The organism is Cryptosporangium sp. NPDC051539, assembly GCF_044454545.1.
GTDB lineage: Bacteria > Actinomycetota > Actinomycetes > Mycobacteriales > Cryptosporangiaceae > Cryptosporangium.
Genome location: NZ_JBITDV010000021.1, coordinates 24,162 through 44,760, shown reverse-complemented (window position 1 = coordinate 44,760; position 20,599 = coordinate 24,162). Strand labels below are relative to the sequence as shown.

The window sequence follows — 20,599 nt, the reverse complement described above, 5'->3', positions numbered from 1 at the left end:
GGTGACGGATTCCGAGGTGGATGTCCCGAACGACGCCGCCGATCTGGAGACGGCCGCGGAGGTCTTCGCGAGCGTCCGGCCGCGCCTGTTCGGCATCGCCTACCGCATGCTCAGCAGCGCCACCGAGGCCGAGGACCTGGTACAGGACGTCTGGCTGCGGTGGCAGACCTACGACCGCAGCACCGTACGGAACCCGGCCGCGTTCCTCGCGACGACGACGACCCGGCTGGCCATCAACGCGCTGACGTCGGCGCGGGCGCGCCGCGAGACCTACGTCGGTCCGTGGCTGCCCGAGCCGGTCGACACCAGCGCAGACCCGTACCTGGGCGCCGAGCGCGGCGAGGCACTGGAGTTCGCGGCGCTACTGCTGATGGAGAAGCTGTCCGACCACGAACGCGCCGCCTACGTGTTGCGCGAAGCGTTCGACTACCCGTACGCGCAGATCGCCGAGATCCTTCGGACGAGCCAACCGGCGGTGCGCCAGCTGGTCAGCCGGGCCCGCAAACACATGGCCGCCGAACGGCGGACGCCGGTCTCCCCGGCCGCGCAGCGCGAGTTGCTGGTCACGTTCCTCGAGGCCGCCCGCTCCGGCGACCTCACCGGGTTGGAGAAGCTGTTCTCCCCCGACGTCACCAGCCTGTCGGACGGCAACGGGGGCCACCAGGTGGCCCGCACGGCGATCACCGGGGCCGCTCGGGTCACGAAGTTCCTCGCGGCGATCTCCGGCTGGTTCTGGGACGACGTCGAGGTGGGCTGGGCGCAGACCAACGGGCAGACCGCGGCCGTTCTGCGCCGGGGCGGCAGCGTCTACGGGGTCCTGACGATCAGCGCGTCGGCCGACGGCGTCGACCAGGTGCTGTGGATGGTGAACCCGGAGAAGATCGCCGCGGTCTCCTGAGACCCGTCCGTGTCACGAACCGGCGCGCTAGCCGGTCCTGGCTGGTGACGGCGAGAGAACAGAGGACCCGGTGCGGGCATGCGCGACCAGCATGACGAGATCGTCCACCGGTTCGTCTGGGCCTGTAGGACGGGAAGCGGCGCGGCTCTGCGGGCCGCGCTCGATCCGGACGCCGTCGCGATCTGCGACGGCGGTGGACTGCTGCCGGCCGCGCTGAGTTCCGTCCGCGGGGCGGACGACGTCGCCGACCTGGTCGAGCTCCTGCTGTGCCGAGCGCCGGACGGGGAGCTGACGGTCGAGGCCGTGAACGGCCGCGCCGGGCTGGCCTTGCGCCGCGCCGGCCGGGCAATCGCGGTCGTCGCCCTCGCATCGGTGGAGGCCCGGATCTCGGCGCTCTGGATCGTGCTCAACCCGGCCAAGTTGCGGGGGTGGCATTCCGACGCACCGTGAACGGGCTAGCCGGACGCGCTGGGCTAGCGCTGTGCGGGTGGAACGTACTCGAACGTCGGGCCGGCGGTCCGGCCGTCGCCCGCCGGCAGGCTCAGCAGCGACTGGGCCTGCTTCTTGAGCCCGTACACGGCGCCGACCGCGCTGCCGAGCAGATCCGGTTCGCCGTTGAACGCCAGACGCGGGTTGCGCTGCGCCGTCCCACACCTCGTGATGGGCGGCACCCTCCCCCTGCTCCACGATCTCGTCGAGGGCCCGGAGCGCAGTGGAGAGGTCGGTGACCTCGATGATCGGGCGCCCACTGCACGTGCTCGCGGAAGTCCTCGATCGATGGCGTCGCGCTCTCCGTCCGGGACCACCCGGCGGATGTGACAGACGCGGCCGCGTCACAGATCGCAGCGCTGTCCGGTCTGGGAGAGCAGAGCCGCCGTCGGTGGCGTCTCCCATCTCGAATCGAGGGACGATCGTGAAGATTGTGGTAATCGGCGGAACCGGGCTGATCGGATCCAAGCTGGTCGGCACGTTGGCCGAGCACGGACACCAGGCCGTGGCGGCCGCCCCCAGCACCGGCGTGAACACGCTGACCGGCGAGGGACTCGGCCCGGCGCTGGAGGGCGCGGCGGTCGTGGTCGACGTCTCGAACTCGCCGTCCTTCGACGACGGACCCGCGATGGACTTCTTCCGGACCGCCACCACGAACCTGCTCGAGTCGTCCGCGAAGGCCGGCGTCGAGCACTACCTGGCGCTGTCGGTGGTGGGCACGGACCGCCTTCAGGAATCGGGCTACTTCCGGGCCAAGACCGCGCAGGAGACGCTGATCCGTGAGTCGGGTCTGCCGTACTCGATCGTGCACGCCACTCAGTTCTTCGAGTTCGTCGCGGTGATCGCGGACTTCAGCACGGTGGACGGCGCGGTCCGGCTACCGTCCGCCCTGTTCCAACCGATGGCGGCCGACGACGTCGCGGCCGGCGTCGGCCGTACGGCAGTCGCGGAGCCGGTGAACGGGATCCGCGAGATCGGCGGCCCGGAGCAGTTCGGGCTCGACGCGCTCGTGCGTAAGGCCCTCGCGGCGAAGGGTGACCCGCGCGAGGTCATCACGGATGAGCAGGCTCCGTACTTCAATATCCGGATGAGCGAGCGGACGCTGCTCCCGGGCGCCCAGGCGCAACTCGGAGAAGTCACGTTCGACGAGTGGCTCGCGCGGCAGTAGCGGGGCGCGGACACCGAGCGGCCGAGGTCGCCGGCCTGATCGTCGCCGTGAGCGTTTCGAAGCGGAAACGCACATGGCGGCGTAGACACCAGGCCCGGCGACCTGCGACCTCCGCGTCGGCCACGTATGCCTGCAACTGGAGCCAGGACAGCCGCGGTGACTGGCACGCCGGCTATTACTCCGGAAACACGGTGCAGCCCTCGGCCACCGGCGTTTCCGCCGCAGGCATCGAGGCCCAGTGCCTGCTCAAGCACTACCGCTTCACCCTGACCATCGACGGCGTCTTCGGGCCCACGTCCCAGAGCAAGGCGAAGCAGTTCCAGGAGATGCAGAACGAACTCTTCGACGCCGGTCTGAGGGAGGACGGCAAGGTCGGCCCGCAGACCTGGCCATGGCTCCGGGACCAGCGCAGGAGCTGACCAGTCCGGTCCGGGGTCCGCACCGCCGGCCGCGCCGCACATCTGGCCACGTCGATCGAGATCGCGCTGGACGGCCGGCCGACCCCTCCGGACGCAAGGACTGAGAGTGCCATCTCCGCTCCCCCGGCTCAGAGCCGGCCCGCGGCGACGGGACTTGTTCGAGGTGCTTCGCGCGTCTTTTGGCGGGTGAGAAGCACGATCGCCGCGGCGGCCAAAACGGTCAGCACGGCGGCCAGAGGGACCGGCGACGTGAGAGTGAGCAGGGCGATCGTCGTGTTCACTCCGAAATGGACCGCCATCGCCGCGACGACACCGGCCTGCTCGTAGGCGTACCCGGTGAGCAGCGCCATCGGGAACACACTGAGGGTGAACATCAGCCCGCTCCAGCTGACCAGCCCGAGATCGGCCTGCACCGTGCCGGAGATGAAGAACAGCGGTAGGTGCCACACGGCCCAGACGGCACCGAGCAGCAGGCCGGCCCGGATGCGGCTCATCGAGGCGAGTAACCGCGGGTAGGCGGTTCCGCGCCACCCGGGCTCCTCGGCCAGCGGACCGGCGACGAGCATGCCGACGAGGAACGGCGCGATGCCGCCGGCTGTGGCGATCAGCTCGCGGCCTTCGGTGAGATCGACCGCCGGGCCGCCGAGGAGATCAGCCAGTACCGCGGCGACCAGTACCGTCGCCGACGCCAGCACCAGAAGAGGGAGCGCCCACAGCAGTCGCGGGCCTTGCCACCACGGCACGGTGCGCGCGGGCATCGGTTCGCCACGCCGTCCCCGGCGTATCCGGACCGCGATCGCGCCGTAGACCGGGCCGAAGCCACCCAGCAGGTACGGGACGGCGGTGGGGAAGCTCGTCGGCGATCCGCCGAGCGCGATGGCCGCGAGCCAGCAGGCCCAGGTCGTGCTGAACGTGACGGTGAAGAAGAGGCCGAGTTTCACGGCGTCGTCCCTTTCGTGCTTGCCGGAAGTCGGCTGGTGAGCCAGCCGGTGACGCGGGTGACCAGATCGGGGTCGATCGGTTCCCGGAGCTGCCGGGGGTAGGTGCGTAGCGACGGCCGGGCATCGCTGCGGCGCAGGAGGTGGGTCAGGCCGGGCAGGCGGTGGATCTCGGATTCGCCCGGTACCAACCGGCGGATCTCGTCGAGGTCGGCGGGATCGACCTGGATGTCCTTGTCACCAGTGATGGCCAGGACAGGTACCCGGATGGTGGCCAGGTCCGGCCGAGGGTCGTGGGCCAGCAGTTCGCGCAGCCACCGGGCGTTGACCGGTATCCCGGCGATGCGTGCCACGTCACTACTGGTCGCGGCGGCTCGAGCCAGATAGCGGTCGGCAAGTGTGCGCAGCAGCGGCCGCACGGGAGCGGGAAGGCTGCCGGCGATCATCTCGGCCTGCCGGCGCAGCGCGTCTTCGCCCGGCCGGGCGAACCCGGCCAGCAGCACCACCGCCGTCGGCCGTACGTCCGAGGTCCGGGCGGCGAGCGCCATGGCGTGCACCGCGCCTTCGCTGTGTCCCAGGACGCCGATCGCGTCGGCGCGGACCTCGGGTCGGTCTGCCAGCGCACGCAGGGCCGCCTCGGCGTCTCGGCGGGTGGCGATGAAGCCGGTGGCGCGCCAGTTGCCGGAGGTGGCACCGGTGCCGCGTCGGTCGTACCGCAGAGAAGCGATTCCGTTAGCGGCGAGCGCGGCAGCGAGAGGCGGGCCGAGCTGCATGCGGTGCCGACGCGTGTTGGCGTCGCGGTCCAGAGGGCCGGAGCCGGGCAGCAACAGGACTGCCGGGTGCGGGCCGGGCTCGTCGGGCAGCGCCAGCGCACCCGCCAGGAGCAGCCCGTCGTCCGCCACCGCAGTCATCTCGATCTCAGCCATCATTCTCATCTCTAAGAACATTATCAACTCTGAGAACATTATCGTATGTGGAATCCTCGGGTGATGGCAACCGCGGACGTCCTCCTGCATCCGGTCCGGATGCGCATCCTGCAAGCGCTGTTCGACGCCGATCCGCTGACCACCGGCCAGCTCCGGGAGCGTCTCCCGGACATCCCGCCGGCGACGATGTACCGGCACATCGCCGTGCTGGTCGACGCGGGAGTGCTGGAGGTCGTCGACGAGCGGCGCGTGCGCGGCACGGTCGAACGCAGCTACCGGGTGAGCCAGGAGCAGGCCGTGGTCGACGCCACCGCCCGCGCGACGATGACCCGCGATGAACACCGGCGTGCGTACACCACGTTCGCGGCATCACTGATCGGCGACTTCGACCGCTACCTCGCCCATGACGACGCCGACCCCCACCGGGACGGCGTGGTCTACCGGCAAGCGGCCGTGTGGCTCACCGACGAAGAGTTCACCGCCATGGTGCACGAAATCGAACACGCAGTGGTCAGCCGGACCGGCAACACCCGCGACGACGGACGGACCCGCCGCGTCGTCAACCTCGTCGTGATACCGGATCTCCCCACGACCCACTAACGGTGGACGGCGGCCGGAGACCCGCCCCTCAGCGCGGACCTGCCGGCGCGGCCCCGTCGCACGGGACGACAACTCCCGGTCAGACGTCGTCCCGGGCCGGCGTGTGAGACCGTTCTCTGCAGGTCGGAGCTGCGGCTGGCGACGCCGGTGAGCACGCCGAGGGTGAAGTAGGCCGCGATTGCCCCGCACAGGAGCCAGCGGTCCCGAGCCCAGCCCGAGGGCTGATCACCTGGGCCTTCTCGGTCGACCGGACCATGGTCCGCGCCCACCAGCGGCGTGCTAGCCGGGCTCGCGCGCAGGTGACCCGATCCACGAGAACGTGGCGTCCAACGGCTCGCTGCTCAGAGATCACGGCGACGCGTCCGGCACTGACGATCGCGCTCTACAACGGTTGGCGATGGCTCAGCAGTCCGTCGATGACGACGCTGAGTTTCCAGGTGGCATAGGCGTTGTTATCTCGACCCGCGGTGGTCATGGCGGAGCGCAGGGCGTGGATGGTCGGGTAGGTATCCGCGGGTAGGTCGCCGTAGACGGCGTCGAGTTCGGATCTGGCGGCCTCGGACATGGCTTCCTCGGTAGCCTCGGCCTCACCCTCGGCCGCCGCCACGGCTCGTTGGTCGCGCAGCCGGGCGGCGAGTTCCAAGGCTGACGAGGTGACGTACTGGTCGAGCAGGTCAGCCGCCCAGGGGCAAACTTTGTCGTCGACGCCGCCCGCACGTAGCAGCGTCATCGTCGCCTCGAGGATGCGTAGAGCGTGCGGCCCGGTCGGCACTCGGGTGAGCGCGACCAAGGCGAGGTCGTCGTGACTGCCCAAGGTGGTGATGACGCGGCCGACAAGCAGTTCCAGTCGGGCCCGCCAGTCACCGTCGGCCGGGCCGGGCAAGTCGACTCCGGCCAGTGCAAGGTCGTGGACCTCGGCCATCAGCTGGTCGCGGTCGGCCACATAGACGTAGAGCGACGCCGGGCCGGTATCCAGGGCCTGCGCTACGCGGCGCATGGTCACCGCGCCGTAGCCGACCTCGTCGATCAGTGACAGCGCGGCCGCCACGACCGCCTCTGTGATGACCGTCGCCGGCCCTTCGGTACGCGCTGCACTCGGCGGGACGGAAGCCACCTTGCAGTGGCTGACGGCGGGCTACGCGCTCCCGTTCGGAGTGCTACCGGTTGTCGGCGGACGCCTCGGTGACCGGTGGGGGGCCGGTCAGCGCTCTGGCCGGGATCGGCGGGCCGATTTTCGCCGGCACGTCCGACCTGGCGGCGCACGCCCTGGTCATCAGCTCACTCACGGTGGCCGTCACGTGCGTGCTCTGCGCCCTCGTCGTGCTCGCCCTCCCCGCCACTGGAAGGAACGCAGCAGCATGAGCATCAATGTCGTCGTTCTCGGGGCCGCCGGCCGCACCGGCCGCCTCATCGTCACGGAAGCCGTGCGCAGCGGACACCGCGTCACCGCCGCCGTCCGCAACCCCGCAAGCGTCCCGGCGGCCCCGGGCCTGCGCGTGCAGCGTGCCGACGTCCGCGACGCGGACAGCTTGCGCGTCGCGATCGAAGGTCACAACACAGTTGTCTGCGCCATCGGCGCCCCCGGCCGCACGGCGCACAACCTCTACTCCGACGGCGCCCGCGCGACCGTGTCGGCGATGCGCGCCACCGGGGTCACGCGGCTACTGGCCATCACCTCGGTCGGTGTCCGGCACGACGACCCCCACCACACCTGGTGGTACCGCGGCCTGATCCGCCCCATCGGCGCGGACCTGTACGCCGACATGGCCCGCATGGAACAGATCGTGCGCGACAGCGGCCTCGACTGGACCTTCGTACGCCCCACCTACCTCCAGGATCGCGAGCCCACCGGCAACTACCGGGCCACCGACAACAGCACACCGAAAGGCGGCTGGCGCATCACCCGCACCGACGTCGCACGCTTCATCGTCGAGGAACTCGACGCGCACCGTTGGTCCCGCCAAGCACCCAGCCTCGCCGAGTGACGACCGCGGCGTCGCTGGGCCGGCGCCTGGCGGGACGCGCACGCCCGCTGTCCGGTCGAGCCGGGACGCTGTGGCCTACACCGGGACAAGGTCCACCGGCGACAATTACGTGTCCTTGACTATTTCTGTTCAGGACCTGCGGAAGAACGTCGAGGCAGTTTCCTCACCCATTGACCATTGTGGTGAGCGTCCCCATAATTGATTTGGGCGGTCGATGTGCCGCGACGTAATGTCAACGCCAGCACCGAGCACCACCGTTCGAGCCAGGAGACCAGCATGTTGGGCACCACCAGGATCGCTAAGTGGCCGTTTCGGCTGCTCAGCGTCGGTGTCCCGTGTGCCGGCCGACCCGGCACGATGCCCTATCGGGCCAGCAACGAGCACGAATCCCACCGAGGAGGGTGGCGAAGCTAGCGCATCCGCGCCGCGCTTGTGCCGCCCCTCCCCCACCGGGAACGGGGCGGTTTTCTTTTATCGCCAATTGTTTATTCGTGCTGCCCGGAAATTGTTTTCCTTGAGGTGGGTGTAGCTCAATTTGGTAGAGCGCCGGTCTCCAAAACCGGATGTCGCAGGTTCGAACCCTGTCATCCATGCGCGTTGCCCCGGCCTGCCGGCGGACCTGATCGTTGCGAACTGCACAGTGGATGGCACACACGAAGACGCCGACCGATGGCGCCGCAGCAGCACCGCGGCCGGGTCGGCGCAACGCCGGGCGTCCCCGCCCTTCTCGGGCGGGGCGCGCCGGCGATATCTGGGACGAGGGAGCCGGAAACCCGTCCGCCTTGGGAGCGGAAGACACCCGGTTCGACTCCGGGTTCCCAGACGTCTGGGCTTGTGGCGCAGCTGGTAGCGCACCGCTTCGGCAGAGCGGGGGTCGACGGTTCGAATCCGTCCAGGTCCACGCACCTCATGTCCCCGTAGCTCAGCGGATGAGAGCACCAGGCTACGAACCTGGGGGTCGGCGGTTCGATTCCGTCCGGGGATGCGAGACGCCAGCGCGGACAGGGCCCCGGCGTGGGTCACCGGTCGACTCCCTGCAGCGGCTCGTCATTCCGGGATGCTCTGCTGGCTGGGCAGCTGCGCTTTGGACGCAGTGGACGCGGGTTCGATTCCTGCTCCCGGAGCTCGGTGCCACCAGGGTGTTCGGCGAGCCGGCCCGCCACCGCGTGCACGCGGACGGGCCGGTCAGGCCTCCGGCGCCGCCGCCGACCGACGGATCCCTGGTGCGCCGTTCCTCGTTCGGGTTCGCGCCCCGGTAGCCCGACGGCAGAGGCCGATCTGACTGGCCGCGGCCCGTTCGCCGTCGTAGCTCAGCAGGTCAGAGCGCGCCCTTGGTAAGGGCGAGGCCCCGGGTTCGAACCCCGGCGATGGCTCGCACGCCCACCCTTCGCGGCTGTAGCTCAGTTGGTAGAGCGCGACCTTGCCAAGGTCGAGGTCGCCGGTTCGAGACCGGTCAGCCGCTCGTCATCATCCCGCCGGCCACGAACAGGAAGGAGGATCCGGTGGACGTGCTCGTACTCAACGCCGATCTCGGGCCACTGCACCGGGTCACCCTCCGCCACGCCGTCCGGATGCTCGTCCGCCAGGTCGCCGAGGTCCACGAAGCAGATCCGGCCCGCACGCTGGGCGGCTGGCCGCGGCCGACGGTCGTCCGGCTCGTCCGGTACGTCGTCACCCGCTGGCGCTACCGCCGCGGCCCGGCCTGGTCCCGGCCTGGCGTCCTCGTCCGGGACGAACGCTACTGCGCCTACTGCGGTGGGCACGCCACCACCATCGACCACGTCCTGCCGCGCTCGCGCGGCGGGCAGAACACCTGGTCCAACACGGTTGCCGCCTGCGGACCGTGCAACCAGCGCAAGGGCGACCGGACGCCGTCCGAAGCGCGCATGCCCCTCCGGACCACCCCGGTGATCCCGAGCTGGAACGCGCTGTCCTTCCGCTGACACAGTGCCGGGCCGGCGGGGCTCGCTCCCCCGCCGCCCGGCCTGATGCGGGCTGAGGTCGAGGCAGCCTGCCCGGCTCTGACCCGGGTCATTAGGTTCGAATCCTCCGCCGGCAGCACCTGCCCTCGTAGCCCAACGGCAGAGGCACGACGTTGAGGACGTCGCCAGTGCGCGTTCGAATCGCGCCGAGGGCACGCAGCACCACCTCGCCGGTGTAGCTCACGTTGGTCGAGCACCGCTCTTGTAAAGCGGCGGACGCGGGTTCGATTCCTGTCACCGGCTCCAGCACCACCCCCGACGCCCGGGTAGCCCAACGGCAGAGGCACGCGGCTCAGACCCGCGCCAGTGCGCGTTCGAATCGCGCTCCGGGTACGCACCACCGCCAGGCGTCCGCGCCGGCGACGGGCTCATAGCTCATCGGGTAGAGCGCCTGCCTTGCAAGCAGGAGGCGGCCGGTTCAAGTCCGGCTGGGTCCACGCAGCACCGAATGCCCTGGTAGCTCAGCGGTAAAGAGCACCCGCCTGTCACGCGGGGGGTCGCCGGTTCGAACCCGGTCCGGGGCGCAGCGCGCGCTCGAGCGCGCCGCTGGAGAGGTGGCCGAGCGGCAAGGCTACGTCCTGCTAAGGCGTCGACGGGCACCACGCCCGCGCGGGTTCGATCCCCGCTCTCTCCGCGCAGCACCCTGTCGTCGTAGCTCACCCGGTCAGAGCGTCGCGCTGATACCGCGAAGGCAGGAGGTTCAAGTCCTCCCGGCGACACACCCACCCCGATGGCTCAACGGACAGAGCCGCGGCCTCCTAAGCCGACGATCCGGGTTCGAATCCCGGTAGGGGTACGCACGCACGACGAACGGGTTGTGGCGCAGCTTGGTAGCGCGTCGCGTTCGGGACGCGAAGGTCGCCGGTTCGAATCCGGCCAGCCCGACTTCGGAAGGCACCGTCCAGCGGTGGGCAGCCGGCCTCGAAAGCCGGAGGCGGGGGCAACCCCGGGGGTTCGACTCCTCTGCCTTCCTCCACGCGCCGCCAGCTCAGAGGCCAGAGCTGCCGACTTTTGATCGGAGGGTCCCGGGTTCGACTCCTGGGCGGCGCACGTATTCGCAGGTCAACACCATGCGCCGCTAGCTCAGTCGGTGGAGCATCCGCCTCTTAAGCGGAGGGTCCTCGGTTCGATCCCGAGGCGGCGCACGCAGCAGCACGCACCTTCGCGGAGTAGGGAAGCGGCGTTCCCGGCGGCCTCATGAGCCAGCAGATCACGGGTTCGAGTCCCGTCTCCGCGTCCACGTCCCGATAGCTCAGAGGGTAGAGCACCACCTCGACAAGGTGGGGGTCGGCGGTTCAAACCCGTCTCGGGGCACGTAGCACCACCAATGGCGCGTTCGGCTACAGGTAGGCCACTGGACTTTCAATCCGGGAGGAACGGGTTCGAATCCCGTACGCGCTACGCATTCCCTCGTCGCCCAATCGGCAGGGCAGGCGGCTGTTAACCGTCACGGTGTTGGTTCGAGTCCAACCGAGGGAGCCGGGCCAGTCCCGATGTTCGCACGGACCACGTCGTCCGCGCTGCCCGTGTAGCTCAGCTGGAAGAGCGCCCCGCCCACACCGGGGAGGTTCGGCGGTTCGAGACCGTCCGCGGGCACGTTGGCCGTAGCTCAATGGGAGAGCGCCAGGTTGTGACCCTGGAGACGCCGGTTCGATCCCGGTCGGTCACCCCAAGCGGGTGCAGGTAATGGGAGATCCAAGCCGGCTGTAAACCGGTCGCCATCGCGCTGAGGGGGTTCGAATCCCTCCGCCCGCACGTACGTCACGATGCCCCGGTAGCTCAGAGGACGAGAGCACCAGGTCCCGGACCTGGGGGTCGCCGGTTCGACTCCGGCCGGGGGTGCGCCAGCCCGAATGCCCGAGTGGTCAAGGGAGCTGCCTGCAAAGCAGCCGCCGCGAAGCCGGCGCCGTCAGTTCGATTCTGACTTCGGGCTCCACGTCGCCATCCACTGTGCAGCCCCGGGTTCCAGGGGCGGGGACGCGCCGTCAGCGCTGCTCGGTCGTTCGCCGCACCCGATTGCCGTTGGACCGCCGCACGGTGGACCCATCGCGCTCGGTCCCCCGTACGAGTAGACGATCGACTCACGAACCGGCCCCGATCCGCGCCGGGAATACGTCCACGAGCCCGCTCCGTGTTCGCTGATCTGCTCTCCGACCCGTCGTTGACCGTGCGGTCGGTGACCCTTTGGCCGGCCACACCAGCGGCGTCACGTCGGTAATGTTCAGCCCGGACGGGCGGCTGCTGGCCACCGCCGGCGCGGCCGAGACCGTGCGGTTGTGGCGGGTCGGCCCGTTCCGGGAGAGCCCTCGGGGTCACGCATGAGGATATGGCCGAACTGCCCGTCATAGGCGTCGGCGCTGTTACCCAGCCGAGCGATGCCGATGGCGGGATGGATCCGGTACGTCGGCAAAGGTGACTCCCTGCTTGAGTTGGTCGAAAGGTCTGAGTCAAGGGACGTCGAGATGCTGCGGTCCCTCCGTCGCCGTGGTGCCGGCGCGCCGGCTTGCGGCCCGCCGGCGCCAGCGCCCCACCCCGGCGCCGACCAGGGCGACGGTGAGGAATGACCCGGTGACCAGCAACGCGTACACATAGGCCAATCCCTCCAAGCCATCACTCCAGTCGGACGTCGCGTAGCGCTCCACCACGACCTCAGCGATCACGAACTGGGTGACGCCGCAGGCGAGCGCTGACGCCAATCCGAGCCACACCGATCGGAACCCGATCAGCACTATCGGCACGGCTAGCAGCAAGCCGGCCGTGACCCACTGATCGTTGGCGAAATCGGTGTCGACGTCGTTGCCGCCTGCGCTCACGACACCGGGCGGATCGTGCAGAGCGAGGTAGGTGAACAACACAGCTATGCCGGTGGTCGCAATGGCCGCTAGAGACGGCAGCCGCCAAGGCCGCCGCGCGGGGGCCGGAACACGAGAGATATCAGTGGAAGTCGTCATGCCGAAATCCTCCTGCAGCAGGCCGCGGCGGACTTGAGTAGTTCTGCCGGCTGGTGCCGGGTGGAATGACGCGATCGCCTCGGTGCGCAGCATCACAGTGGAGGGCCGGTCCGAGTCTGGCCGGGCATCGACTTGTCTCGCTACAGGGATATCCCTCACGCCCGGGCCGCACGGGGCGACAACGTCGGTCCGGATATCGGTGTCAGGTCGGATCGCTGACGCGTCCGGCACGTCACGGCGGACTATCGACGGGAAATCCCTACTCTTTCCGGCCGGCGGGCCCGCATGCTCAGCCTCCGCTGGCAGAATCAGCTGATCAGCGGGGGTTCGCGGCCGCCGTGTCCGCCAGCGAACACAACGGCTGTCGCCTTGCTGACCGGGAGCCATTTCCCAGCGCGGCAATCTCCATTGCGCCACACCACTTCTCGAGGAAAGTAGGGAGAAAGCAAGTGAGCAACACGAGCGGCAACTCCGGGACATACAGCACCCACAGCAGTGCCGGTAATCAAACGTCGGCCTACGAGTACGGTTACACGTTCACCAATTACGACACCGGCGCATCCCGTCCCCGCCGGACCACGATCTGGGCCGACGGCCCGTTGGGCTAATTCTTCTCTAGTGGCACGAGGCCCCGGAGCATTCGCTCCGGGGCCTCCCTTCGGGTCAACGGCGGCGAGCGACGTCGGTTCATTGAGGACGGCCTTTCCAATGCACATCAATCGAGCACGGATGGAAGCGGCGCTGCCGGGATACGACATCGGTCAGCTGATCGGCCAAGGCGGGTTCGGGCTGGTGTTCGCCTGCCGGCATCGTCAGTTGAACGCGGCTCGAGCGATCAAAGCCGTGGTCCTCCCCGACGTGGACGCGCACGCGGTCTCTGCTCGCTCGTTGACCGAAGCCCAGATCATGACCGAGCTCGACCATCCCCATCTGGTCCGAGTGTTCGAATACGCCGAGCGTCAGGAGTTACGGCTCCTCGTGATGGAGTACCTGACCGGCGGAACCCTCGCGGCGCGTATCCAGCAGGGCTTGCCGCGGCCCGAGGTCGCCTGCGCGTGGGCGCTGGCCGTTGCCGACGGACTCCAGGCGGCCCACGAGCGGGGCATCGTGCATCGGGACGTCAAGCCGGAGAACGTGCTGTTTACCGCCGACGGCGTGCCCAAAGTCTGCGACTTCGGCATCGCCAAGCTCTTCGACAACAGCAGAATGTCGGCCAGCGCTGGATTCATGGGCACGCCGATGTACGTTTCGCCGGAGCAGATCCGTGGCGAGCGGGTCGGCCCCGGCACCGACATCTATGCCCTGGGCGTCACCCTGTACCGGCTGCTGACCGGCCGAACGCCTTTCCCGAAATCGGTGTCTTTCCTCAATCTCATCCAGTACCACCTGCACGAACCGCCGGCTCCGATGGACGACGTCCCTCTGGCCCTCGCCGCCGTGGTCCGGCGGGCGCTGGCCAAGGACCGCTCGGACCGGCAAGCTTCGGCCCGCGAGTTCGCCCACGATCTCTCCCGGGCCGCTCACGACGGGCTCGGCCCGAGCTGGATCGACCGCGCGGGAGTTCCCCTACGCGTCCATCACAGCCTCCTCCGTGAGCCGCCCGCCGCCGGCTGGGGCGTCGGCGACGGTCGGCCAACCGGCCGAGGCGCTACGGACGGTGTCAGCTCCGGCCCGAACCCCCGACCTCCGGCGGCCGAGACCGGCATCACCGGAACCGGGATCGCTGTGGCGAGGGCGAGCCGAGACAGCAGGAAGCGCCGCACCGCGATGATCAGCGCGGGTGTCGTGGCGGCGCTGGTCGTCACGGCTACGACGACCTGGGGTCTGGCCCGATCACACGGCGCCGACACCCTGACGTCGCCCGCGGCCGCACCTCGTCGCGCTGCGTCGGCCGCGCCCGCAGCGACGGACCGGCAGGCCTCTGCTCCTCCCTCACCCGCGACGACTCCGATACGTGCCTCAGCCACACCACGCTCGGCCGAGGCACGCCAGGTGATCGCCCTGACCGGTTTCGCGGGAACACTGAATGCGGTGGCCTACAGCCCGAACGGCAAGCTGGTAGCCGGCGCGGGCAGCGACGGAAAAGTCCGGCTCTGGGACACCGGAACGGGAACACCGGCCGCCCCTGCCTTCACCGGTCATACCGACGGCGTCAACGCGGTCGCCTTCAGCCCGGACGGCCGGACCTTGGCCACCGCTGGAGGCGACCGCACGATCAGGCTGTGGAACGTGCAGACCGGAGCCCAGATCGGTGCGCCCCTGACCGGCCACACCGCCGGCATCGCCGCGATCACTTTCAGCTCGGACGGCACGCGGCTCGCCTCCGGGGGCGCCGACAACACCATCCGCTTGTGGAGTGTCACCAGCCATGCACAGCTCACCCCGGCGCTGACCGGACACACCAAGACCGTCCGCTCGGTCAGCTTCAGCCCGGACGGCCGCCGCCTGGCCTCGAGCAGCAACGACGGCACGATCCGCCTCTGGAACCCGGCCACCGGCACCGAGGTCGGCGCGCCGCTGACCGGTCACGGCAGCTGGGTGGAGACGGTGGCCTTCAGCCCGGATGGCACCGTGCTCGCATCGGCCAGCGACGACAGGACCGTACGCCTCTGGAACGTGGCCACGGCCCAGCAGTCCGGCGCCCCGCTGGACGTCGGTGCCCCAGCCAGCGCGGTCGCCTTCAGCCCGGACGGCAGCCGGCTCGCCTCAGGCTCGGACGATCACCTGGTCCGATTCTGGAGCGTCAGGAGTCACACCCAGATCGGTTCGCCACTGACCGGACTGGCCGGAAACGTCAGCTGCGTGGTGTTCAGCCCCAACAATGATCAGCTAGCTGCCACCGACGACAGCGGATCCGTCGTTCTCTACCGACTCTCCTAGGGCTCTGGTGCGCGGCGGGCCGCCGTCGCAGCGTCGGCCCGCCGCGCTCGGCGTCGTTGCCTCGGCGACCGAACCGCCGCTCAAGACTCCAGTTGCTCGTGCACGGCCAGCAGCCGGGCGACCTCGGACCGGGATCGGACGCCGAGCTTGCGGTAGACGCGAGTCAGGTGCGCCTCGACGGTCTTGGTCGACAGGAACAGGGCCGAAGCGGCCTCCGCATTGCTCAGCCCGCTCCCGACGGACTGCGCCACCCGCCACTCCTGCGGGCTCAGCTGCGCCAGGGCCGGAGCCGGCTCAGCCTTGTGAACCGGCCGCAGCCCGGCCGCTGAGAGCTCGGTCTCGGCCCGCTCGGTCCACGGCGCCGCGCCCAGCCGCCGGAACAGGTCGGCAGCGTCGGTCAGCGGCTCGCGAGCGGCGGCCGGACGCCGGAACCGGCGCAGAGTCTCCCCGAGGCAAAGCAAGGTGCGGGCCCGCTCGAACGGCATCGTCGCCTCCTCGTGAGCGGCCAGCGCAACGTCGAAGAACTCCAGCGCCTCGTCCCGCTCGGTGCTGAGCAAGCCGCGGCATCGCGCGGTGACCGCCCGTTGCCAGGACAGGCCAGTGCGTGCGGCCCCGTCCGTGAGCCACTGCAGAGCGTCGAGAGCGCGTTCCCGGTCACCGGCGCGAAAATGCGCCTCGACCCGGTCAGCGGCGAACGGCATAGCGCTCGGGTTGGCCAGGCCTCCCCGATCGGCGCGGACGAAGGCGGCGTCGAGGTGGCCGGCGGCAGCGACGGACTCGCCTCGGCTGAGCGCCTCGAGGCCCCGCGCCGCGAGCAGCCAGATCTCGAGGCCGCCCATCGACACCGTATTGAGGACCTCTTCGGCCTCCCGAACGTGCTGCGCGAACGCGCCCAGCCGACCGCATGCCCCGTCGAGCATCGCCAGCTCTGTCGCGACGAGCCCGCGCACCGTAGGCATTCCTAGTTCGGTGGCCCACCGGTGCGCCTCGCTGGCATCGGCGTGCGCGGCGGCCCAGCGCCCGGTCCACCGCTCCAGCCTCGACCGCGTCGACAGTGCATGCGGGAGTACGACCGGGACATGCTCGACGCGCCCGGATTGCACGACCCGGTCCAGTAGGCCGCGAGCGGCATCAAAGCGCTCCAGGCTGATCAGACATTCGGCGACGGTGTCGAAGCTGACCGCATTGCGTAGCGGCTCGGCATCGGCCAGGCGTCGCATCGCGATGGTCAGGCACTCCTCGGCGCCGGCCACGTCACCGGCCCGGCAGAGCGCGAATGCTCGTGGAACTACCGTGCTCGCCGCGGGCCCCTCCGGGTCGGAGGCCACCAAGGCATCGCTGATCTTCAGTGCCCTGCGCATATCGCCGGCCAGCACGGCCGGGAAGACCGCTTCGGCGCGGAGGAGTTCGGCGCGATCGGGGTCGTACGGGTCGACGTCAGCTGCGGCGTCCAGCAAAACGCTCAGTGCACGGTCTGGATCTCCTGACCACGCGTAGGCGCGGCCCCGTGCCAGCCCGACGTCCGCTCGCAGGCAGGCATCGGGGGCGATGTGCGCCGCGTGATCGGTCCACCGGATCGCGTCGCGGAAGGAGCCGGCGAGCATCGCATCCACGGCGGCTTGGATGAGCAATTCGACCCGCCGCGGCGGGCCGGAGGCGAAGTCCGCGGCGCGCCGCCAGGTCCGTGCGGAGGTGCCGAATGCACTCCGGGCGTGCGCGTCGCGGGCCGCGGCGACCAATCCCACCTCGGCTCCCCGGTCCGGCCCGGTGCTGGACGCGGCCAAGTACCAGGCCTGGACAGCGCCCGTCGTGACCTCGGCCAAGACCCGGAACGACGTTCGACGGACAGTTGCCGACGCCGTGCGCAGCACGACCGCACGCAGGACCGGATGCCGGAATGCGTACCGGTCTCCTTCGCTGAGGATCAAGCGGAGTTCTTCGGCCGGGGCCAAGGCATCGATCGGAAGGCCCGCGGCGTCCAACGCCGTCTCGATCAGCTCGAACCTCGCATCCTCACAAGCGGCGACGAGGGTAAGCGCCTCTTTGGTATACGCCGGGAGACCGCTCAGGCGCTCGGCCCAGGCACGGTCGAGAAGGACCGCAGGAGGGGGCTGCGACGTCAATGGTTCATCGCCGCGCAATTGCGTCGGCGGAAGGGCGGCCAGCATCTCGACCAGGGCAAGGGGATTGCCGCCACCGGCCTCGACCACGGCGTCGACCACGTGCGGCCGCGCCTCGGGCGTCCGCTCGTGCACCAGCCGCACGGCCTCGGTGGTGGTCAGCGGCTCGAGTTGCAGCAGCGGCAGGTCTACGCGTCCCCCGAACTGCTCCTCCACGTCTCTTCCGGCCAGCACGATCAGCACGTGTTCCCCGCCCAGCCGCCGCGCGACGAATTGGAGCACTTGCAGCGAACCGGAGTCCAGCCAGTGCAGATCGTCGACCAGCACCAGCAGCGGTTGCTGTTCGCCGGCTACGGCCATCAGCGTCAGTGTCGCCGCGCAGACCGCGTACGGATTGGGCGGCCCCGGTACCTCAGCCGAGATCGCCAGCGCTGATTCCAAGGCCACGCGTTGCGAGATCGGAAGGGCCGGGAAGAACTCACGCAAAGGCAGCAGCAGATCGGCCAGCGCCACGAACGGCAGCGTGATTTCCGACTCGACTCCACGCGCCGTCACGACGCGCACACCGTCCGCAGCGGCCGCGTGCCGGAGCAGCGCGGATTTGCCCATGCCAGGCGCACCGGAGATCACCAGGGCGCCCGCCCGGCCATCGATACCGTGAATCATCTCGTGCAGAATCGCCAACTCACGATCCCGCCCGACGAGCCGCTCGGCCACGGGCGCCAGGCCCCTCGGACTCACGCGTTCGGTCCTCTCCACCGCGGATCCGTCTACAAAAGATTAGGGGATTCCCCTCGATGGCTGGCCGGATACGTCAATTGTTGGCACAACGGAGGTCCGGACTCGCCGAGATAGCCCCAAAACACCGAAGGATTGCCTCGGAGGCCGAACAGGTCCGATTTCAGCGGGCTCGGGGCTGCCACCGATGAGTGGGAGGAGAATCGACCGACGCCGTCGCGGTGGCCCCGACCCTGATTTTCGCTTGAGGCCTCAGTCTGAGGGACTACGCGTCGATCGTGCCGGGCCTCCTCGGCGGCCACTCCAACGAGGCGCATCGGCTCTCTGGCCTGCTGAACCAGACAGCAGGGCGGTACGAGGCAAGAGGGCTGCCGGATTTCGTCGTCCCTGTTGAGTGATCGAACCGGTTGCCTACTGTTGCCGCAGTGAGCGGCGGCGCGGATGCTGGCATGGCCGTGCCCCGGGTGCCGCCGGCGTCTGTCCGGGTCCACCGGGTGCCGGTGCGGCGGCACTATGTTCCCGCTCGGCTCATGCGGCGGCGGCTGTGGCCGATGGGGAGGCGGAGGGAGGCGCGCAGTGGAGCCGACGGCCCCCGAGTCAAGCGCTGCGGACGCTCACGCCACCGCGCTCGTCTGCGCGTACGCCCTGGTGGAGGCCGCCCAGGATCGTGAGGTCACCACCGAGATCGACGTACTCGATGCCTGCGCACGTGACCAGGACTGGGCGGATGTGCGCTGCGTGCTGCACTTCGCCAGGTCGCTGGCTGCCCGCGACATCGGGGTCGACGACACCGAACACCTGCGGGCGATGCTGTCCTGCGCGGCGACCGCCGGCGACCAGGGGCTGGTGGCGCTGGCGCACGCCACCAGCGCGTTGCGCCGGGCCGACGCGCGGCAGGAGCTGACTCCGGACGGCTCCGGAATCAGCCCACTCGTCCGCGCTGTCGGGCTGCTGGACGGTGCGACCGGCCTGGCCGTACACCGGGCAGCCGCGCACATCGACGTCGCTTCGACCTTCCACGCCCTGGGCCTGTGGGAGCTGGCGATCGAGCACTACGACCTGGCCGAGGCGGCGCTGGACGCCGAGGGCGGAGGGATCTGGACCGACGTCGCGCACCGGCAGCGCCGCGCGGTCACCGTGAACCGGATCGACGTCGTGATGGATTGGGCCTGTGCGTTGGCCGAGGTCGACGCGTGGGACGCCGCCGCGGCGCTGGCGCGCGGCGCGAGGGCGAGCGCGATGAGCAGCGTCGACCACGAGTGGCCGAGCACCTGGGTCGCCGACCTGTACGCCTCCGGGGGCGTGCTCGCCGCCCTGGCCGGTGAGCACGCCGTCCCCGACCCGCCCCGGACGGCTGTGCGACCCGGCGACCTGCGCACCCAGTCGAACCTGGCCCTTTCCGTGCTCGCTGACGCGGTGCGGGCCGCCCGTGCCGGTCAATGGAGCCGCGCCGCGTCGCTCGCCGCCGCCTGCTCGGACCGGTTCGCCCCGTCGACACCTCCGCACGCGCGCCTGCTGGCGATGAGCCTGGCGGCCCACCGCGCCGACGAAGCCGGACCCGCGTTGATGTACGCCAGGGAACTGGCCAGGCTGCGCTGGAACACCCGGGTCGATCGGCTGGGCTCGATGCGCGCGTCGATCGACATCGAGCACAAATGGCTGGAGCACGAGCAGCTCAGGCGGCAAGCGCTGGTCGACGACCTGACCGGACTGGCCAATCGGCGCGCATACAACGCGTTCCTCGACGCGCTACACCGGGGCACTATCGAGGGCGGGGAGCAACAGCCCCACCCGCCCTCCGGCGACATCGCGGTCATGATGCTCGACGTCGATCTGTTCAAGGGCATCAACGACACCTTCGGACACGACGTCGGCGACCAGGTTCTCCGCCGGATCGGCGCCGTGCTCGCGGCACAGGTGCGGGTGACGGACCTCGCCGCGAGACTCGGCGGCGACGAGTTCGTGGTCGTCCTGACCGACGCACCGGCCGGGCTGCCGGAGGCACGCGCGCAGCAAATCATCGACGCCGTCCGGGACCACGCGTGGGACGAACTGGCTCCGGGCCTGCGTGTCTCGGTGAGCCTGGGACTCCGTCGCGGTGATCGCGGCAACCTCGCTGAACTGCTGTCGGACGCTGACCGACACCTGTACCGGGCGAAGCGGGGCGGACGCGGCCGGGTCACCTCGGTGGACGCCCCCGCCGATCGGCAACCAACCGTGGCTCAGCAAATGCGGTGACGCGGCCGTTCCGGCGCGACCCGGCCGGTGCCTCGTTCCGGCGGTCGGTTGGTGCCGGAGCGATTCATTGGTCTCGCTGCACGAGGCAAGCTGGCTGCACTCGGTGTCCTGTGCGCCGGGATCAGCAGGAGCGGCGACCTCGAGGTGCAGGTCTGCCGGGACGGTGACCTGTGGTGGACCCGCGAACGGCGTCCTGGCGGGGCATGGGAGGTTGACCGGGGCTGGCGGACCCGCCCCTGAGCGACGCCGACGCCTCTCTCAGGTTCC

The 20,599-nt window shown here is 69.9% G+C and carries 17 protein-coding genes, 28 tRNA genes and 1 pseudogene; 38 read left to right on the top strand and 8 right to left on the bottom strand.

Annotation, left to right across the window (positions count from 1 at the left end):
• Position 1: 1 nt before the first annotated feature.
• Together ACIBZJ_RS41485 and ACIBZJ_RS41480 are read left to right on the top strand one after the other, a co-directional pair.
• Positions 2-898, top strand: a complete 897-nt coding sequence (locus ACIBZJ_RS41485; protein ID WP_395939101.1) for an RNA polymerase sigma-70 factor — start codon at positions 2-4, stop codon at positions 896-898.
• A 78-nt stretch (positions 899-976) separates the two neighbouring features.
• Positions 977-1,348: a siderophore-interacting protein gene (locus tag ACIBZJ_RS41480; protein ID WP_395939100.1), complete on the top strand. Its 372-nt coding sequence runs from the start codon at positions 977-979 to the stop codon at positions 1,346-1,348.
• A gap of 23 nt (positions 1,349-1,371) precedes the next feature.
• On the opposite strand, the gene ACIBZJ_RS41475 is transcribed toward ACIBZJ_RS41480, so the two are convergent.
• Positions 1,372-1,569 (bottom strand): hypothetical protein, encoded by a 198-nt coding sequence (locus ACIBZJ_RS41475; RefSeq protein ID WP_395939099.1) that lies wholly within the window; start codon positions 1,567-1,569, stop codon positions 1,372-1,374.
• 13 nt (positions 1,570-1,582) lie between these two features.
• A pseudogene (locus tag ACIBZJ_RS41470) lies at positions 1,583-1,792 on the bottom strand (hypothetical protein); the annotation flags it as partial.
• A 19-nt stretch (positions 1,793-1,811) separates the two neighbouring features.
• On the opposite strand from ACIBZJ_RS41470, the gene ACIBZJ_RS41465 reads away from it, so the two are divergent.
• Positions 1,812-2,555 carry an SDR family oxidoreductase gene (locus ACIBZJ_RS41465; protein ID WP_395939098.1) on the top strand — a complete coding sequence of 248 codons (744 nt, stop codon included), beginning with the start codon at positions 1,812-1,814 and terminating at the stop codon, positions 2,553-2,555.
• 191 nt (positions 2,556-2,746) lie between these two features.
• Positions 2,747-2,974, top strand: coding sequence for a peptidoglycan-binding protein (locus ACIBZJ_RS41460; RefSeq protein WP_395939097.1), 228 nt, complete (start codon positions 2,747-2,749; stop codon positions 2,972-2,974).
• Positions 2,975-3,102: 128 nt separating this feature from the next.
• On the opposite strand, the gene ACIBZJ_RS41455 is transcribed toward ACIBZJ_RS41460, so the two are convergent.
• Both ACIBZJ_RS41455 and ACIBZJ_RS41450 read right to left on the bottom strand, forming a co-directional pair.
• Positions 3,103-3,915, bottom strand: coding sequence for a CPBP family intramembrane glutamic endopeptidase (locus ACIBZJ_RS41455; RefSeq protein WP_395939096.1), 813 nt, complete (start codon positions 3,913-3,915; stop codon positions 3,103-3,105).
• Positions 3,912-4,838, bottom strand: coding sequence for an alpha/beta hydrolase (locus tag ACIBZJ_RS41450; protein WP_395939172.1), 927 nt, complete (start codon positions 4,836-4,838; stop codon positions 3,912-3,914). The genes ACIBZJ_RS41455 and ACIBZJ_RS41450 overlap by 4 nt, the downstream gene beginning before the upstream one ends.
• Positions 4,839-4,901: 63 nt before the next feature.
• On the opposite strand from ACIBZJ_RS41450, the gene ACIBZJ_RS41445 reads away from it, so the two are divergent.
• Positions 4,902-5,438, top strand: coding sequence for a helix-turn-helix domain-containing protein (locus ACIBZJ_RS41445; RefSeq protein ID WP_395939095.1), 537 nt, complete (start codon positions 4,902-4,904; stop codon positions 5,436-5,438).
• A gap of 382 nt (positions 5,439-5,820) precedes the next feature.
• Here ACIBZJ_RS41445 and ACIBZJ_RS41440 read toward each other — a convergent pair whose 3' ends face one another.
• Together ACIBZJ_RS41440 and ACIBZJ_RS41435 are read right to left on the bottom strand one after the other, a co-directional pair.
• On the bottom strand, positions 5,821-6,486 hold the full coding sequence (locus ACIBZJ_RS41440; protein ID WP_395939094.1) for a TetR/AcrR family transcriptional regulator: 666 nt from the start codon (positions 6,484-6,486) through the stop codon (positions 5,821-5,823).
• Between the two features lie 109 nt (positions 6,487-6,595).
• Entirely contained in the window at positions 6,596-6,736 is a 141-nt protein-coding gene (locus tag ACIBZJ_RS41435) for a hypothetical protein (protein ID WP_395939093.1), read from the bottom strand.
• A 60-nt stretch (positions 6,737-6,796) separates the two neighbouring features.
• Between ACIBZJ_RS41435 and ACIBZJ_RS41430 the strand changes: the two genes are divergently transcribed.
• From ACIBZJ_RS41430 to ACIBZJ_RS41280, 31 genes are all read left to right on the top strand, one after another.
• Positions 6,797-7,423 (top strand): NAD(P)-dependent oxidoreductase, encoded by a 627-nt coding sequence (locus ACIBZJ_RS41430; protein WP_395939092.1) that lies wholly within the window; start codon positions 6,797-6,799, stop codon positions 7,421-7,423.
• Between the two features lie 519 nt (positions 7,424-7,942).
• Positions 7,943-8,016, top strand: a tRNA-Trp gene (locus ACIBZJ_RS41425).
• 158 nt (positions 8,017-8,174) lie between these two features.
• Positions 8,175-8,246 (top strand) — tRNA-Pro (locus ACIBZJ_RS41420).
• A gap of 5 nt (positions 8,247-8,251) precedes the next feature.
• Positions 8,252-8,324: transfer RNA gene (locus ACIBZJ_RS41415), tRNA-Ala, on the top strand.
• A 10-nt stretch (positions 8,325-8,334) separates the two neighbouring features.
• A tRNA-Arg gene (locus ACIBZJ_RS41410) sits at positions 8,335-8,408 on the top strand.
• A 66-nt stretch (positions 8,409-8,474) separates the two neighbouring features.
• A tRNA-Gln gene (locus ACIBZJ_RS41405) sits at positions 8,475-8,547 on the top strand.
• Positions 8,548-8,722: 175 nt separating this feature from the next.
• Positions 8,723-8,796: transfer RNA gene (locus ACIBZJ_RS41400), tRNA-Thr, on the top strand.
• A gap of 16 nt (positions 8,797-8,812) precedes the next feature.
• Positions 8,813-8,885: transfer RNA gene (locus tag ACIBZJ_RS41395), tRNA-Gly, on the top strand.
• A gap of 40 nt (positions 8,886-8,925) precedes the next feature.
• Positions 8,926-9,366: an HNH endonuclease gene (locus tag ACIBZJ_RS41390; RefSeq protein ID WP_395939091.1), complete on the top strand. Its 441-nt coding sequence runs from the start codon at positions 8,926-8,928 to the stop codon at positions 9,364-9,366.
• Between the two features lie 121 nt (positions 9,367-9,487).
• Positions 9,488-9,560: transfer RNA gene (locus tag ACIBZJ_RS41385), tRNA-Leu, on the top strand.
• Between the two features lie 14 nt (positions 9,561-9,574).
• Positions 9,575-9,651, top strand: a tRNA-Thr gene (locus ACIBZJ_RS41380).
• Between the two features lie 14 nt (positions 9,652-9,665).
• Positions 9,666-9,738 (top strand) — tRNA-Leu (locus ACIBZJ_RS41375).
• A gap of 31 nt (positions 9,739-9,769) precedes the next feature.
• Positions 9,770-9,842: transfer RNA gene (locus tag ACIBZJ_RS41370), tRNA-Ala, on the top strand.
• A 13-nt stretch (positions 9,843-9,855) separates the two neighbouring features.
• Positions 9,856-9,929, top strand: a tRNA-Asp gene (locus ACIBZJ_RS41365).
• Positions 9,930-9,953: 24 nt separating this feature from the next.
• Positions 9,954-10,039: transfer RNA gene (locus ACIBZJ_RS41360), tRNA-Ser, on the top strand.
• Between the two features lie 11 nt (positions 10,040-10,050).
• Positions 10,051-10,124: transfer RNA gene (locus ACIBZJ_RS41355), tRNA-Ile, on the top strand.
• A 5-nt stretch (positions 10,125-10,129) separates the two neighbouring features.
• A tRNA-Arg gene (locus ACIBZJ_RS41350) sits at positions 10,130-10,201 on the top strand.
• Between the two features lie 15 nt (positions 10,202-10,216).
• A tRNA-Pro gene (locus tag ACIBZJ_RS41345) sits at positions 10,217-10,290 on the top strand.
• Between the two features lie 4 nt (positions 10,291-10,294).
• Positions 10,295-10,381 (top strand) — tRNA-Ser (locus ACIBZJ_RS41340).
• Between the two features lies 1 nt (position 10,382).
• Positions 10,383-10,455: transfer RNA gene (locus ACIBZJ_RS41335), tRNA-Lys, on the top strand.
• A 22-nt stretch (positions 10,456-10,477) separates the two neighbouring features.
• A tRNA-Lys gene (locus ACIBZJ_RS41330) sits at positions 10,478-10,550 on the top strand.
• An 18-nt stretch (positions 10,551-10,568) separates the two neighbouring features.
• Positions 10,569-10,645: transfer RNA gene (locus ACIBZJ_RS41325), tRNA-Met, on the top strand.
• A gap of 1 nt (position 10,646) precedes the next feature.
• Positions 10,647-10,719 (top strand) — tRNA-Val (locus ACIBZJ_RS41320).
• A gap of 15 nt (positions 10,720-10,734) precedes the next feature.
• Positions 10,735-10,806: transfer RNA gene (locus ACIBZJ_RS41315), tRNA-Glu, on the top strand.
• A gap of 5 nt (positions 10,807-10,811) precedes the next feature.
• Positions 10,812-10,884: transfer RNA gene (locus ACIBZJ_RS41310), tRNA-Asn, on the top strand.
• 43 nt (positions 10,885-10,927) lie between these two features.
• A tRNA-Val gene (locus ACIBZJ_RS41305) sits at positions 10,928-11,001 on the top strand.
• 1 nt (position 11,002) lies between these two features.
• Positions 11,003-11,077 (top strand) — tRNA-His (locus tag ACIBZJ_RS41300).
• A gap of 1 nt (position 11,078) precedes the next feature.
• Positions 11,079-11,160, top strand: a tRNA-Tyr gene (locus ACIBZJ_RS41295).
• A gap of 13 nt (positions 11,161-11,173) precedes the next feature.
• Positions 11,174-11,247: transfer RNA gene (locus ACIBZJ_RS41290), tRNA-Arg, on the top strand.
• Between the two features lie 5 nt (positions 11,248-11,252).
• Positions 11,253-11,341: transfer RNA gene (locus ACIBZJ_RS41285), tRNA-Cys, on the top strand.
• 248 nt (positions 11,342-11,589) lie between these two features.
• A complete protein-coding gene (locus ACIBZJ_RS41280; protein WP_395939090.1) occupies positions 11,590-11,727 on the top strand; it encodes a WD40 repeat domain-containing protein in 138 nt (45 codons plus the stop codon).
• Positions 11,728-11,852: 125 nt separating this feature from the next.
• Here ACIBZJ_RS41280 and ACIBZJ_RS41275 read toward each other — a convergent pair whose 3' ends face one another.
• Positions 11,853-12,449 carry a hypothetical protein gene (locus tag ACIBZJ_RS41275; protein ID WP_395939089.1) on the bottom strand — a complete coding sequence of 199 codons (597 nt, stop codon included), beginning with the start codon at positions 12,447-12,449 and terminating at the stop codon, positions 11,853-11,855.
• Between the two features lie 402 nt (positions 12,450-12,851).
• Here ACIBZJ_RS41275 and ACIBZJ_RS41270 point away from each other — a divergent pair, with 402 nt between their 5' ends.
• Positions 12,852-15,236, top strand: a complete 2,385-nt coding sequence (locus ACIBZJ_RS41270; RefSeq protein ID WP_395939088.1) for a WD40 repeat domain-containing serine/threonine protein kinase — start codon at positions 12,852-12,854, stop codon at positions 15,234-15,236.
• 80 nt (positions 15,237-15,316) lie between these two features.
• Here the strand turns inward: ACIBZJ_RS41270 and ACIBZJ_RS41265 are convergent, their stop codons facing one another.
• A complete protein-coding gene (locus ACIBZJ_RS41265) occupies positions 15,317-18,097 on the bottom strand; it encodes a helix-turn-helix transcriptional regulator (RefSeq protein ID WP_395939087.1) in 2,781 nt (926 codons plus the stop codon).
• Positions 18,098-18,670: 573 nt separating this feature from the next.
• Between ACIBZJ_RS41265 and ACIBZJ_RS41260 the strand changes: the two genes are divergently transcribed.
• A complete protein-coding gene (locus tag ACIBZJ_RS41260; RefSeq protein ID WP_395939086.1) occupies positions 18,671-20,332 on the top strand; it encodes a GGDEF domain-containing protein in 1,662 nt (553 codons plus the stop codon).
• Positions 20,333-20,599: the final 267 nt, after the last annotated feature.

Excerpts from the sequence above, each read along its gene's own strand:
- ACIBZJ_RS41445 (WP_395939095.1), top strand. The coding sequence starts at position 4,902 with ATGGCAACCGCGGACGTCCTCCTGCATCCGGTCCGGATGCGCATCCTG.
- ACIBZJ_RS41480 (WP_395939100.1), top strand. The coding sequence starts at position 977 with ATGCGCGACCAGCATGACGAGATCGTCCACCGGTTCGTCTGGGCCTGT.
- ACIBZJ_RS41430 (WP_395939092.1), top strand. The coding sequence starts at position 6,797 with ATGAGCATCAATGTCGTCGTTCTCGGGGCCGCCGGCCGCACCGGCCGC.
- ACIBZJ_RS41275 (WP_395939089.1), bottom strand. The coding sequence starts at position 12,449 with ATGCTGCGCACCGAGGCGATCGCGTCATTCCACCCGGCACCAGCCGGC.
- ACIBZJ_RS41450 (WP_395939172.1), bottom strand. The coding sequence starts at position 4,838 with ATGGCTGAGATCGAGATGACTGCGGTGGCGGACGACGGGCTGCTCCTG.